Raw genomic sequence first — 13,264 nt, 5'->3', positions numbered from 1 at the left:
CAATTGTGAATCGACATCAGCGGAAGTAACACCCGGATATGCGAAGTCCCACACTGTGACGGACAGAATTAGCCGGGCCGACGCGCGCCGGTAACCGCTACGTTTCAGCGGCCCCCGCGTGCGCGTAGCCCGACAGCGCGGCGGCCAGTGAGCGCGGCACCCGGGCCTGGACCCGCGTTCCGTTCTCGGTGTGCTCGGACTGCGCGATCCGGCCGTCGGCATGGATTCTGGCCAGCAGATCGCCGCGGCTGTACGGAAGCAGAACGCTCACTTCCACATCCAGACCGCCGAGCACCTCGCCGAGCCTGGTGCGCAACTGCTCGATGCCGAGATCCTTGTGCACGGAGACGAATTCGGCGTCGGGCAGCAGGGCACGCAGGCGGGCCAGGCCCACCTGATCGATCTCGTCGATCTTGTTGACCACGAGCAACTCCGGTGGCGCCGGCTGACCCGATTCACGCACCACATCGGTGACGACCTCGCGCACGGCCTTGATCTGCTCGACCGGCAATGCATCGGAACCGTCCACCACGTGCAGCAGCAGATCGGCCCCGGTGACCTCCTCCAGGGTGGAGCGGAATGCCTCCACCAACTGGGTCGGCAGGTGCCGGACGAAACCGACGGTATCGGTGAACACGACCTCGCGGCCGTCCTCGAGCGGTGCGCGGCGAGTGGTCGGATCCAGCGTGGCGAACAGCGCGTCCTGCACCAGCACGCCGGACCCGGTCAGCGCGTTCATGAGACTCGATTTACCGGCGTTGGTGTAGCCCACGATCGCCACCGCGGGCACACCGCTGGATGTGCGGCGTGCGCGTTTGGTGTCGCGGGCGGTCTTCATCTCGCGGATCTCGCGGCGCAGTTTGGCCATCCGCTCCCGGATCCGGCGACGATCGGTTTCGATCTTGGTCTCACCGGGACCGCGCAGGCCCACCCCGCCGTTGCTCCCGGCCCGGCCGCCCGCCTGCCGCGACATGGACTCACCCCAGCCGCGCAACCGCGGCAGCATGTACTCCATCTGGGCGAGCGCGACCTGCGCCTTACCCTCACGGGAGGTGGCATGCTGGGCGAAGATATCGAGGATCAACGCGGTGCGATCCACCACTTTGACCTTCACGACCTTCTCCAGCGCGGTCAGCTGCGCGGGTGTGAGCTCACCGTCGCAGATGACAGTGTCCGCACCGGTGGACAGCACCACCGCGCGCAGTTCGTCGGCCTTGCCGGAGCCGATGTAGGTGGCCGGATCGGGACGGTCACGGCGCTGGATGAGCGCCTCGAGTACCTCCGAGCCCGCGGTCTCGGCGAGCCGGGCCAATTCGGCCATGCTCGCGTCGGCGCGTGCCACGCTGCCCTCGGTCCAGACACCCACCAGCACCACGCGCTCGAGGCGCAGCTGCCGGTACTCGACCTCGGTGATATCGGTGAGCTCGGTGGACAGACCGGCGATTCGCCGCAGCGCACTGCGCTCGTCCAACTGGAGTTCACCGGTGGTGGGGTCGGTGGCGCGGCCGTCGGGCAGCCGGGTATCGCCGCCGCGGCCCGCGGCGCTGATATCGATAACGTCCGCATCGTCGCCCGGATCCAGCTCGGGCGACTCGGTGTCGAACGCTTCATGGGACCATCCGCTGGTCCCGGACGTGTCATTTCTTCTCATACACCATCCATGCTGCCACTGATGCGCTGGTCGGCGCATATGAATTTCCCGGTGGTGGGCTTACTGCGCGGTCCACCAGTCCGCGGACAGCTCCCCGGTCGCGACCAGTTCGGAGGGACCGCGCAGCCAGGCCGCACCCCCGCTCACCCCGACCCGGACCTCGCCGCCGGGTACTCGGACAGCCACTTCGCCGCTGTCGGAGGCGAGGTCGAAACCATCGGCGACCAGCGCGGATGCGGCCGCGGCGACCGTGCCGGTACCGCACGAACGGGTCTCCCCCACCCCACGTTCGTACACTCGCATATCGACCCCACGCCCGGCGTCCAGTCCGGTCAGGATCTCGACATTGACGCCGCGCGGGAACATATCGGGGTCGTATCCGGGCGGTGCCGTGAGATCCAGTTTCGCCAGTGATTCCGCCGACAAAGTGCGGTCGACGCACGCCAGATGCGGGTTTCCGACATCAATACCCAACCCGGAGTAGCCCCATCCGGCGACCGTGGCCGTCGACTCCCCGAGCACACCCACCGGCCCCATCTCCACGGTCACCTCGCCCAGCGCCGCCCCGGCGGCGTGCACGGTGACCGGGCGCGCGCCCGCCCGGCTGCCCACCACGAAACGCTCACCTCCGGCCAGTCCACGCGACACCAGGTAGTGGGCGAACACGCGGACGCCGTTACCGCACATTTCGGCGATCGAGCCGTCGGCATTGCGATAGTCCATGAACCAGTCGTCGGGACCGACGCCCTCGGGCAGGCCGGGCAGGACATCGGCAGCCAGCAGCCGGCCGGCGCGCGCGACGCGCAGCACACCGTCGGCACCGAGCCCGCGGCGCCGGTCACACAGTGCGCCCACCCGTGCCGGGGTGAGGTGCAGTCGCACGTCCAGGTCGGGCAGCACCACGAAATCGTTCTGGGTGCCGTGCCCCTTGGTGAATTCGACGGCCTTCTCGCTCCTGGTGGTCACGTCTTCGCCCTCGTGCACGTCGGTCGGTTCTCCTCGTCCGGAGTTGTCATCTGGCAAACGTCCGGCGTTGCCGGGAAATTTCGTACAGGGCCACCGCCGCGGCGGACGGCGCCCCGAGTGAGCTCGCGGTACCGCCCATCGGGATGGAAACCGTATCGTCGCAGGCTGCCAACCAGGCGGCACTCATCCCGCTGGTCTCGTTACCCAGCACCAGGATCGTGGCGTCGAGCAGATCATGGTCGAACACGGCGCGGGCGCCGCGCTCGTCGGTACCCACGATCCGGGTGGGGATGCCCCGCTCCACCTGCCTGTCCCGGAATTCGAGCACCTCCGCCGGGCCCGCCACCCGGAAGACGGGCACCGAGAACAGCGAGCCCGTGGAAGCACGAACACATCGCGGGTCGTACTGGTCGGCGCCGTGCCCGCTGACCAGGACAGCCGAGACTCCGAAGGCATCGGCGGACCGGATGAGGGTGCCCAGGTTCCCCGGTGAGTTCGGCCGATCGAACACCACGACCACGGGGGCGTCACCCGGATCGCCGGCGGTGTAGCCCGCCAGGTCGGCGGGGGCGTACTCGGCGACCGCCACCAGTTCGGGCGCACCGGCGCTCTTCTCCCCCAGCTCCGCCATCAGTTCCGGGGCGAGACCGACAGCCGGTACGGCGCAGCTGTCGAGAACGTCCCGTGCCCACGAGGAGAGGCCCGGATCGTCACCGAGCCGGTACAGCAAGGTCTCCAACGGCCAGCCGTGGGCCAGCGCCTGGGTGATCGGCCGGACACCGTGCACCAGGAACCGGCCGTCCCGATTCCGTTTCGCCCGGTTGTCGAGATAGGCCGTCCACACCTGGACAGCGGCATTGCGGCTGTGGATCTGCCGGGTCACGGCCGGGTCGGCTCCTTCGCTACGGAATCGGACGCCCCGGAACGGGGCACAGCAGAGTCTGCCAGCAGCGCGAGCGCCGTCTCGGCCGAGGCCGGATCCGCGCCGTCCACCCAACGCACCCGGTGGTCGCGGCGGAACCAGGAGCGCTGCCGCCGGACATAGCGCCGGGTACCGATGAAGGTGCGCTCCCGCGCTTCGTCCAGGTCGTACTCCTGATCCAGGAACGCCAGCACCTGGGCATAACCGATCGCGCGGCGTGCGGTCTGACCCTCCCGTAGGCCACGGTCGACCAGTCCGCGCACCTCGTCCACCAAACCCGTATCGAACATTGCCGCGGTGCGCTGCGCGATCCGGTCGTCCAATTCCGCGGTCTCGCGATCCACACCGAGGATCCGCGTCCCCCAGCGCGGCGCACCGACCGCCGGCGCGGACGCCGCGAACGGCCGTCCGGTGAGTTCGACGACCTCCAGGGCCCGCACCATCCGGCGCCCATCGGTGGGCAGAATGGTGGCCGCGGCGGCCGGGTCGGCGCGGCGCAATGCCTCGTGTACCGCGGCGACACCCTGCTCGGCCAGCAGTTCCTCCCATTTGGCCCGCACCTGCGGATCGGTGGCCGGGAACTCCCACTGATCCAGCAGGGCCTGCACATACATCATCGAGCCCCCCACGATGACCGGGATACGCCCGCGCGCGATGATCGACTCGACATCGGCCGACGCCGCCACCTGATAGGCGGCAACCGTGGCGGTCTCGGTGACCTCGAGGACGTCGAGCTGGTGGTGGACGATCCCGTGCCGCTGCTCCGGCGGCAGTTTCGCGGTCCCGATATCCATCCCCCGGTACAACTGCATCGCATCGATGTTGACGATCTCGCCGCCGAGCCGTTCGGCCAGCTCGAGCGCCAGATCCGATTTCCCGGTGGCCGTCGGACCGACCACCGCGACCGGGCACCCCCCGCTCACAGCGCATCCCCGGAAAGGAGCGCGCGTGATCCGGGGATGCCGCAGCGAAGGCGGAGGTATCGCATCACCGCTCGCCGCCCGGACGCCACAACCCTGCGTAATAGCCGACCCCGAACGGTGCGTCCCGGTACCGCTCGCTCACCACGGGTGGTGCCGGATCGCCGGCGAAAAGCCCGGCCAGCGCCTGGTACGCACCCCGCCCGGACACCATCAGCTCGGCGCACAGATCGGGATCCATCTCCAGCAGCGCGGCTCCGTCACCCGCGGCCAGCGCCCGCTCGAGCGCGTCCTGCACAGCGGCAGCCCGGGGATCGAAATATCCGGGCGCGGCCGTGGACAAGGTCGCCGCGCCGTCGGCGACCACGAGCACTCCCTGTGGTTCGTCGGCCGCGTCGAGTTCAGCCCGCAGTTTCGCCCCGATCTCGGCATACCGCTGGGCCGGGCTGCCGGACGCCAGGATCTGCGCCCGGACCACCGCACGTGGCGCCACGGCACCGCGCAACCAGCCGGCGATGAGCACGGCCAGCGGCAAGTCGGGATCGGCGGGGACATCGGACCCCGCCCCGAGCGAGACCACCACGTCCGGGCCGAAACCACGAAATGTGCCCGTCGCGACGGCGTCGTAGACCTGCTCGGCGGCGCCCACCCCGAGCACGGTCCACTGCGAGGTCACCTCGGCCAGCGCCTGTCCGGTTGCCAGGACCGCGGTGCGCAACGCGGCGACCGCAGCCGCCGGCGATTCGGCCGCAGCCGTGCCCGCCGGTGGCCCCGCATCGGCCGGCGCCGCCCCGCCGCACACTTCCGGAACCAGGACGGGCGGCGAGGGGATGAGAGCCGCAAGACAGAACACGACGTCAACCGTAGCCCGTGCCCGCGCGGCCGGGATGCGGTCGGTCCGCCCGGCACCGTCGTGCTCATGCGACGGGTATGAGTGTCTCTCCCGGAAACCGGGTGGTAATTGCTAGGGTGCGAAGTATCCGGAACAGGTGTCGGCGAGTCCGGATCCGCAGGTCCGGCCCTATGTCGCCGGGTCGGCAGAGCGGTTGCCGGAGCACGGCGGCGTGGGCCGATGAGTGGTGGATGCGACGAGCGCCGGGTCCGCGCGACGACCTCGTCGACAGGCGGATGTGGCCAGAATGCGCGGGCGTAGCCAGAATGAGCAGAGCATAGCCAGAATGTGCAGCGCGTAAACCAGGCAGCCGTGACGCGCGGCAGGGACGAGGAGCAATGACCCACAGCAACGGAACAGCCAAACCCGGCCCCGGCACCGCCGGCCGCCCGTCTCCCGCTCCCAAGCCCGGCAGCCGTCCCAAACCCGGCGAGGCCCATCCTTCGCCCGCCGCGATGAAAGCCGCCGATCCGGCCGTCGAACATCCGCATCCGGTGGTCGTGCCCACCACGACCGACCCCAGCAAGTGGGGCCGGGTCGACGACGACGGCACCGCGTGGGTGAAAACCTCCGACGGCGAACGGATCGTCGGCTCCTGGCAGGCCGGTAATGCCGCCGAAGGTCTCGCGCATTTCGGCCGCCGGTTCGACGACCTGGCCACCGAGGTGGCTCTGCTCGAGGCCCGCCTGGCCGCCGGGACCGACGCCCGCAAGACCAAGGCCGCCGCGCTCGCGCTGGCGGAGAGCCTGCCCACGGCCGCGGTCATCGGCGATATCGAAGGTCTGGCGGCCCGGCTCGACGCGATCGCCGAACACTCCGACGAAGCGGCCGCGCATGCCAAGGAGGAAAAAGAGCGCACCCGGCACGAGCACACCGAACGCAAGGAATTGCTCGCCGCCGAGGCCGAGCAGATCGCCGCGGAATCCACCCAGTGGAAAGCGGCCGGTGACCGGCTACGCGAAATCCTCGACGAGTGGAAGACCATCCGCGGGGTCGACCGCAAGGTCGACGATGCCCTCTGGCGCCGGTATTCGAAGGCACGCGAGGCGTTCAACCGGCGCCGCGGCGCGCATTTCGCCGAACTCGACCGGGAACGCGCGGCCGCCAAGACCCGCAAAGAAGAGTTGTGCGTCCGCGCCGAGGAACTCTCCGGTTCCACCGACTGGCCGGCCACGGCCGGGCTCTTCCGGGACCTGCTGGTCGAATGGAAGAACGCCGGCCGGGCACCCCGGGAAGCCGACGAGGCCCTGTGGCGCCGTTTCAAGAGCGCCCAGGATGTCTTCTTCGCCGCCCGCAATGCCGCCGCGTCCGAGCGTGATGCCGAGTTCACCGATAACGCGACCGCGAAGGAAGAGCTGCTCAGCAGCTACGAACCGCATATCGACCCCGACACCGATCTCGAGGGCGCCCGGGCCGCCCTGCGTGACCTGCAGGAACGCTGGGACGCCATCGGAAAGGTACCCCGCGAGCGGATGCACGACCTGGAAAGTAGGCTGCGTGCGCTGGAGAAGCGGGTCCGTCAGGCAGCCGACGCGCAGTGGCGCCGGACCGACCCGGAGGCCCTGGCGCGCGCGGCACAATTCCGCGAGCGGGTCGCCCAGTTCGAGGAACAGGCCGCCAAGGCCAGCGCCGCGGGCAAGACCCGTGATGCCGAGAAGGCTCTCGAACAGGCCAAACAGTGGCGCGAATGGGCCGAGGCTGCGGAGGGCGCGGTCAGCAACCTCTGATCCGGGCGCCGCGGTATGTTCCGCGGCGCACCCCGGGTCATCAGTCCTCGCCGAGGCGGCGGCGCCGCTGCCGCTCCTCGTCGGCGGCCGCCGCGATCCGCCGCTGTTCCTCGGCGGCCAGTTGCACCGCGGTCCGGCTCCATACGACCTTCACCCAGTGGAAGGTGAGCACCATGACCGCGATCGTGCCCACGATCAGGCCGACCCCCGGGCCCGCCCCCATATAGTTGTCGATACCCGGCGTCTGCCGGTGCCAGATCGAGAAGACACCGAAAGCGCTCGCGATCGCGGAACCGGCCACCGCGAGCCAGGCCAGCACCCAGCGCCGGGTCATCAGGGCCAGTAGCGAGAACCCGATCCCGAACACCAGCACGAACCAGACGAAGATCCGCGACGGCAATCCGATGTGCTCGAAACCGGCCGCTTCGGACCCCAGCAGCACGTCGAATCCGCGCGCGGTGCCGGCGTGCGGCAGGACCAGCGACAGCAGCAGGACGAATACCGCGACCGCCACCACCATGGCGCGCACACCGGGATCGATCTCCCCCGCGATCCGGCGTTCGACCTCGTCCAGGTCGTCGCGGAACTCCTCGAATTTCTCCGTGGTCTCGGCCGGGTTCACTGCGTCCTCGTCTCCATCGGCTGATTCGTCTTCCGGGCCGGCCCCGGACCTGTCGTCGTCGTCCGGCCGATCCGCGGGCTCCCGATCACCGTCACCGGGCACGGTCATATTCCGCATCCGGAGCCACACCCCGCGCTGACCGGTTCCGGTTCCGGGGCGCCGATCCGCGGCAACCCGAGCCCGACCCCGACGGGCGCGGTCTTGGGGGTGATACCGGCCTGATGCGCATCACCGGCCCGGGTCCGGCGATGGATACGGACTCCGCTGTCTGCGACGAGGTGATGCGGGGCCGCTCCGGTCACCTCGACGGTCACCACATCGCCGGGCCGGATCCCCTCGGCGGCTCCGTCGGGCCGGAAATGCACCAGCCGGCCGTCGCGGGCGCGGCCGCTCATCCGGGCAGTGGCCGCGTTCTTCTTCCCGGCTCCGGCGGCGACCAGCAGTTCCACCTCCGTGCCGATCAAGGCCTGATTGGCCTCCAGGCAGATCTGTTCCTGCAGCGCGATGAGGCGGTCGTACCGGTCCTGCACCACCTGTTTGGGAATTTGATCGGCCATCTCCGCCGCCGGCGTTCCCGGCCGCGGCGAATACTGGAACGTGTACGCGCTGGTGAACCGCGCGCGGCGCACCACTTCGAGGGTCTGCTGGAAATCCTCTTCGGTCTCCCCCGGAAAGCCGACGATGATATCGGTGGTGATCGCCGCATGCGGCATCACCGCCCGCACCTTCTCGATGATTCCCAGGAACCGGGCCTGCCGGTACGAGCGCCGCATGGACTTCAGCACCCGATCCGACCCCGACTGCAGCGGCATATGCAGCTGCGGGCACACGTTCGGGGTCTCGGCCATCGCCTCGATCACATCGTCGGTGAATTCGGCCGGATGCGGGGAGGTGAACCGCACCCGCTCCAGCCCCTCGATACCCCCGCAGGCCCGCAGCAGCTTCGCGAATGCGCCCCGGTCGCGGGGCTGGTCCGGATCGGCGAAGGACGCACCGTAAGCGTTGACGTTCTGCCCGAGCAGCGTGACCTCGGCGACTCCCTGGTCGACCAGGGCCTGAACCTCGGCGAGGATATCGCCGGGTCGCCGGTCGACTTCTTTCCCGCGCAGCGACGGCACGATGCAGAAGGTGCAGGTGTTGTTGCAGCCGACCGAAATGGACACCCAGCCCGCGTAGGCCGATTCCCGCCGCGCGGGCAGGGTAGACGGGAAGGCCTCCAGCGATTCGAGGATCTCCACCTGGGCTTCATCGTTGTGGCGGGCCCGCTCCAGCAATACCGGCAGGGCACCGAGATTGTGTGTGCCGAACACCACATCCACCCAGGGCGCTTTGCGCACCACGGTATCGCGGTCCTTCTGGGCCAGACAGCCGCCGACCGCGATCTGCATACCGGGCCGCGACGCCTTGATGGGCGCGAGGTGGCCGAGCGTGCCGTACAGCTTGTTGTCGGCGTTCTCCCGCACCGCGCAGGTGTTGAACACCACGAGGTCGGCGGTCGCGCCGGGCGCGGCCCTGGTATAGCCCGCATCCTCCAGCAGGCCGGACAAGCGTTCGGAATCGTGCACGTTCATCTGGCAACCGAAGGTGCGGACCTCGTAACTGCGCCCGTCCGCCGGCGCTACCCGGCTGGGAAGCGCTACCTGTCCGATCGAATCCACCCGTCCAGGGTACGGGCTGTACTTTCGGCGCCGCCTCCGGCGTCGCAGGGTACGGGCCCGTGGTCTGTTTCTTCACTCCTCCGCGCCGCTCCCCCGCTCGGTCGCTCCGGCACCAGACGGGCCCACCCCCTGGAAGCCCTACCATCCGGATGCGCCGGAGTACCAGTCTCCGCGCCGGCCGGAGGGCACGGGAGCCCGATGCCGGCTCGGCGTCCCGGTCGGCAAATCGCCACCGGGCGAAAGGATTACAAAGGATTACCGGCGAGTTAAAGGCGAATGTCCGAACGGTGTGGCGTCCGGGTGTGTCGGCAAAAGGCGCGCAAATCAGGAATTTCGGCTTAAGGTCATCTTCATGACCGACGCCACCGACGCCACCGACGCGCCTGCTGCGGCGGGCGACACCACCGCACCGCCGATGATCTCCCTCCGCGCTGTCGACAAGCATTTCGGCGCCCTGCATGTGCTGCGCGATGTCAACCTCGAGGTGCCGCGCGGGCAGGTGGTGATCGTGCTCGGCCCCTCCGGTTCCGGTAAATCGACGCTCTGCCGCACGATCAACCGGTTGGAGCCGATCGACTCCGGAGAGATCCAGGTCGACGGTGTGCCGCTGCCCGCCGAAGGACGTGGCCTGGCCGCCCTGCGGGCCGATGTCGGCATGGTCTTCCAGTCGTTCAACCTTTTCGCGCACAAGACGATCCTGGAGAACGTCATGCTCGCGCCGACCAAGGTTCGCAAGACCAAGAAGGAAGAGGCTCGCACGCGGGCCATGGAACTGCTGGAACGTGTCGGTATCGCCAATCAGGCCGATAAATACCCGGCTCAGTTGTCCGGCGGCCAGCAACAGCGCGTCGCGATCGCCCGGGCCCTGGCGATGAGCCCCAAGGTGATGCTCTTCGACGAACCCACCTCGGCCCTCGACCCGGAAATGGTCAACGAGGTGCTCGATGTGATGGTCTCGCTCGCGAAAGAGGGGATGACCATGCTGGTCGTCACCCACGAGATGGGATTCGCCCGCCGCGCCGGCGACCGGGTGCTGTTCATGGCGGACGGCCAGGTCGTGGAGGATACCGACCCGGAAACATTCTTCAGTGCGCCGAAGTCCGATCGAGCCAAGGACTTCCTGGGCAAGATTCTCAGCCACTGACACTTCGCCTGCCGGTACGGACGCGAACACGGCGCCCCGGCACAGCAGCATCGAGAAGATGATGAGGGAAGGAACCCGATGAGGATCAACCGAGCACTCCGCCTCGCGGTCGGTGCGGTGGCCGTAGCTGTGACCGCTGCCACCACCGCCGCCTGTGGTGGTGGCAGCGATAAGACCGCCGTGCAGAATGCCCAGGAGGGCAAGCTCACCATCGGCATCAAATACGACCAGCCCGGTCTGGGCCTGCGCAATACCGACGGCACCTATAGCGGGTTCGACGTCGAGGTGGCCAAGTATGTCGCCGCCAAGCTCGGCGTGCAACCCGACGGGATCACCTTCAAGGAAGCGCCCTCCGCACAGCGCGAGACCCTGATCGAGAACGGCCAGGTCGATTTCGTGGTCGCCACCTACTCGATCACCGACTCGCGCAAAGAGAAGGTCGATTTCGCCGGCCCCTACTACGTGGCCGGGCAGAGCCTGCTGGTGCGTGCGGACAACAACGAGGTCACCGGTCCGGACAGTCTCGCCGGCAAGACGGTGTGCTCGGTGACCGGCTCCACACCGGCGCAGAACATCCAGAAGAAGTATCCCGATACGCAGCTGCAGACCTACGACACCTATTCGCTGTGCTTGGAAGGCCTGAACAGCGGCGCGGTGGCGGCGGTGACCACCGACGACATCATCCTCGCCGGCTACGCCTCGCAGTCGCCCGGCAAGTACAAGGTCGTCGGTGAGAAGTTCACCACCGAGAACTACGGGATCGGCGTGAAGAAGGGTGATCAGGAAACCCGCGACAAGATCAACAACGCCATCGAGGAAATGATCAGCTCGGGCGCCTGGGACACCGCTTTCCAGGAGTCGGTCGGTAAGGCCGCCAGCTACGAGACCCCGGAATCCCCGAAGGTGGACCGGTACTGATCACCGAACCGGAGGGCCGGGCCGGACTCGATCCGGCCCGGCCCTCCGGTCCTGGCCTGTCCCGCCGATTGGAGACGCGTAAGTACCGTGTTCGACTTGATTTCGGAATACGACACACAACTGCTCGAAGCCTTCTGGATGACCATCAAACTCACCGTGCTGGCCACGGTCGGTTCGCTGATACTGGGGACGATCATCGCCGGTATGCGGGTCTCCCCGGTACCGGTGGCCCGCTGGGTCGGCACCGCGTACGTGACCGTATTCCGCAACACCCCGCTCACCCTCATCCTGGTGTTCTGCTCGCTGGGCCTGTACTCCACGCTCGGGCTGAACCTGGCATCCGAGGGTCCCACCTCGCTGGCCGATAACAATTTCCGCTGGGCGGTTATCGGTTTGAGCGTGTACACGGCGGCGTTCGTCTGCGAATCGCTGCGCTCCGGGATCAACACGGTGTCACTCGGCCAATCCGAGGCCGGCCGGTCGCTGGGACTCAGCTTCCTGCAGAATCTGCGGATCATCGTCCTGCCGCAGGCTTTCCGGTCGGTGATCGCACCGCTGGGTAGCGTCTTCATCGCCCTGACCAAGAACACGACGGTCGCCTCGGCGATCAGCGTGGCCGAGGCCTCGTTCCTGATGAAGAACATGATCGAAACCGAGGCGGCCCTGCTGACCATCGGGCTCATCTTCGCCCTCGGTTTCGTGGTCCTGACGCTGCCGGCCGGCCTGCTGTTCGGGCATCTGGCCAAACGGTTCGAGGTGGTCCGGTAATGCGATATCTCCGCCGACCACATCACGCTGTTTCGAGGAGGCTCGATCATGAGTAGGGCATCTGTTCTCTACGACGCCCCGGGCCCGATCGCCCGCGTCCGCAATATCGTCTACTCGCTCGTCGTGCTGGCGGCGGTGCTCGTCGCGGGCTGGTTCGTCTACCGCGGTTTCGCCGATCAGGGCCAGTTCACGGCCGAGAAATGGGAGCCGTTCCTCGACGGGGCGGTGTGGACCACCTATATCCTGCCCGGCCTCGAAGGCACTGTGATCGCCGCGGTCCTGTCGATCGTTTTCGCCCTGATCCTCGGTATGGTCTTCGGGATCGCGCGGCTCTCCGATCACCGCTGGGTGCGCTGGACCGCGGGCACGATCGTCGAATTCGCCCGGGCCATCCCGGTGCTGATCCTGATGATCTTCCTGTTCGCGCTGTACTCCGAGTACGACGTGTTCGACTCCGAGTACCTGGCGCTCGGCGCGGTGGTCACGGCGCTGACCATCTACAACGGCTCGGTGATCGCCGAGATCGTGCGCGCCGGCATCCTCACTCTGCCCAGAGGGCAAACCGAAGCCGGTGTCGCGCTGGGCCTGCGCAAGGGCCAGCTGATGCGGCTGATCCTGCTCCCGCAGGCGATCACCGCCATGCTGCCGGCTCTGGTCTCGCAGATGGTGGTCGCGCTGAAGGATTCCGCGCTCGGCTATGTGATCACCTACGAGGAGGTCGTCCGCAGCGCCCAGCAGCTCGGTGCCGCGGAATCGAACACCATCCCCGCGCTGATCGTTGTCGCGATCATCATGATCGTGCTGAACGTGCTGCTCTCCACGATCGCCACCCAGCTGGAGAAGCGGCTGCGTTCCGGCCGCCGCAAGCGCGGTGCCGCGGTCGTGGCCGCCGATTCGGTGATCACCGATGCCGCACCCGGGGTCGATATCACCAAATAGTGAGTGGAGGGGGGGGGGGGGGGGGGGGGGGGGGGGGGGGGGGGGGGCCGCCGCCGCGGGGGGGGGGGGGGGGGGGGGGGGGGTATTAAGACAAAACCACACGCAGCAGACAAGGCCACCACCGGAAATTCGGGGCA

The 13,264-nt window shown here is 68.2% G+C and carries 12 protein-coding genes; 5 read left to right on the top strand and 7 right to left on the bottom strand.

From position 1 onward, the window contains the following. Positions 1-97: 97 nt before the first annotated feature. The 5 genes from hflX to ACIA75_RS13670 all read right to left on the bottom strand — a co-directional run bounded on the left by hflX (position 98) and on the right by ACIA75_RS13670 (position 5,312). Complete coding sequence (hflX, locus tag ACIA75_RS13690; RefSeq protein WP_397103564.1) at positions 98-1,651, bottom strand: GTPase HflX; 1,554 nt, start codon at positions 1,649-1,651, stop codon at positions 98-100. Between the two features lie 60 nt (positions 1,652-1,711). After that, positions 1,712-2,635, bottom strand: a complete 924-nt coding sequence (gene dapF / locus ACIA75_RS13685) for a diaminopimelate epimerase (RefSeq protein ID WP_397103562.1) — start codon at positions 2,633-2,635, stop codon at positions 1,712-1,714. 28 nt (positions 2,636-2,663) lie between these two features. Then, positions 2,664-3,500 carry a TrmH family RNA methyltransferase gene (locus tag ACIA75_RS13680; protein WP_397103560.1) on the bottom strand — a complete coding sequence of 279 codons (837 nt, stop codon included), beginning with the start codon at positions 3,498-3,500 and terminating at the stop codon, positions 2,664-2,666. After that, positions 3,497-4,462 (bottom strand): tRNA (adenosine(37)-N6)-dimethylallyltransferase MiaA, encoded by a 966-nt coding sequence (gene miaA / locus ACIA75_RS13675; protein WP_397103558.1) that lies wholly within the window; start codon positions 4,460-4,462, stop codon positions 3,497-3,499. Before miaA ends, ACIA75_RS13680 begins: the two co-directional genes overlap by 4 nt. A 64-nt stretch (positions 4,463-4,526) precedes the next feature. Further along, on the bottom strand, positions 4,527-5,312 hold the full coding sequence (locus tag ACIA75_RS13670) for a hypothetical protein (RefSeq protein WP_397103556.1): 786 nt from the start codon (positions 5,310-5,312) through the stop codon (positions 4,527-4,529). Between the two features lie 377 nt (positions 5,313-5,689). On the opposite strand from ACIA75_RS13670, the gene ACIA75_RS13665 reads away from it, so the two are divergent. After that, positions 5,690-7,078, top strand: coding sequence for a DUF349 domain-containing protein (locus ACIA75_RS13665; RefSeq protein ID WP_397103554.1), 1,389 nt, complete (start codon positions 5,690-5,692; stop codon positions 7,076-7,078). 40 nt (positions 7,079-7,118) lie between these two features. On the opposite strand, the gene ACIA75_RS13660 is transcribed toward ACIA75_RS13665, so the two are convergent. Both ACIA75_RS13660 and miaB read right to left on the bottom strand, forming a co-directional pair. Continuing rightward, positions 7,119-7,808, bottom strand: coding sequence for a hypothetical protein (locus ACIA75_RS13660; RefSeq protein ID WP_397103552.1), 690 nt, complete (start codon positions 7,806-7,808; stop codon positions 7,119-7,121). Continuing rightward, on the bottom strand, positions 7,805-9,358 hold the full coding sequence (gene miaB / locus ACIA75_RS13655; RefSeq protein WP_397103550.1) for a tRNA (N6-isopentenyl adenosine(37)-C2)-methylthiotransferase MiaB: 1,554 nt from the start codon (positions 9,356-9,358) through the stop codon (positions 7,805-7,807). Before miaB ends, ACIA75_RS13660 begins: the two co-directional genes overlap by 4 nt. A 415-nt stretch (positions 9,359-9,773) precedes the next feature. On the opposite strand from miaB, the gene ACIA75_RS13650 reads away from it, so the two are divergent. From ACIA75_RS13650 to ACIA75_RS13635, 4 genes are all read left to right on the top strand, one after another. After that, entirely contained in the window at positions 9,774-10,502 is a 729-nt protein-coding gene (locus tag ACIA75_RS13650; RefSeq protein WP_397105283.1) for an amino acid ABC transporter ATP-binding protein, read from the top strand. A gap of 78 nt (positions 10,503-10,580) precedes the next feature. Then, positions 10,581-11,420, top strand: coding sequence for a glutamate ABC transporter substrate-binding protein (locus tag ACIA75_RS13645; RefSeq protein WP_397103547.1), 840 nt, complete (start codon positions 10,581-10,583; stop codon positions 11,418-11,420). Positions 11,421-11,507: 87 nt separating this feature from the next. Continuing rightward, positions 11,508-12,188 (top strand): amino acid ABC transporter permease, encoded by a 681-nt coding sequence (locus tag ACIA75_RS13640; RefSeq protein WP_397103545.1) that lies wholly within the window; start codon positions 11,508-11,510, stop codon positions 12,186-12,188. 48 nt (positions 12,189-12,236) lie between these two features. Continuing rightward, positions 12,237-13,127 (top strand): amino acid ABC transporter permease, encoded by an 891-nt coding sequence (locus ACIA75_RS13635; RefSeq protein ID WP_397103543.1) that lies wholly within the window; start codon positions 12,237-12,239, stop codon positions 13,125-13,127. Positions 13,128-13,264 lie beyond the last annotated feature (137 nt).

Source organism: Nocardia sp. NPDC051750, assembly GCF_044453135.1.
Taxonomy (GTDB): domain Bacteria; phylum Actinomycetota; class Actinomycetes; order Mycobacteriales; family Mycobacteriaceae; genus Nocardia.
Note: the sequence above shows the minus strand (reverse complement) of the source record. Positions and strands in the feature narration are given on the sequence as shown.